A 610-nucleotide genomic window follows, 5' to 3' on the forward strand; every position below is an offset into this window, starting at 1 on the left:
TATTCGGCAGAGTTCAAGGCGAAGGTGGCTTTGGAAGCCATCCGCGAGGAGCTGACGACGGCCGAGCTGGCCAAGAAGTATGACATCCACCCTACCATGATCAGCGGCTGGAAACGGACCGCGATTGAGAACATGGCACAGGCCTTCACCGGCCAGGCGACCGCGGAGCCGACGATATCGGCGGCAGAGGTCGGAAAGCTGCACGTCAAAATCGGGCAGCTGGTCGTGGAACGGGATTTTTTGTTGGAAGCCTCCAGTCTCATCCCCGGCACTGGAGGCAAAAAGCGGTGAAGAAAGACCATCCCGATCTTAGCGTCCGGCGGCAATGCAGCCTGCTGTCACTGGCACGCTCAACCCTCTACTACCAGCCGCGTGGGGAAAGCCCCGAGAACCTGAAGTTCATGGAAATCATCGATCGTCAGTTCCTCGAGACGCCATGGTATGGCTCACGCCAGATGGTCCGGCACTTGGCTCGCGAGGGACATAAATGCGGCCGACATCGTGTGCGGCGGCTGATGCAGCTCATGCGGTTGGTGCCTATCTACCAGGAACCGAAGACCAGCAAGAAGCACCCGGAGCACAAGATATATCCATATCTTCTGAAGGACTT

2 protein-coding genes are annotated in these 610 nt (G+C 58.0%); both read left to right on the forward strand.

What is annotated here, in order from left to right; genetic code table 11:
* The coding region (locus FEV53_RS20640) for a transposase (RefSeq protein WP_142836446.1) at positions 1-291 on the forward strand (291 nt) is incomplete at its 5' end.
* Positions 288-610, forward strand: a 323-nt coding sequence (locus FEV53_RS20645; RefSeq protein WP_142836447.1) for an IS3 family transposase, incomplete at its 3' end; no start/stop codon positions are given. The genes FEV53_RS20640 and FEV53_RS20645, both read left to right, overlap by 4 nt.

Origin of the sequence: Palleronia caenipelagi (assembly GCF_007004065.1) — a bacterium.
GTDB lineage: Bacteria > Pseudomonadota > Alphaproteobacteria > Rhodobacterales > Rhodobacteraceae > Palleronia > Palleronia caenipelagi.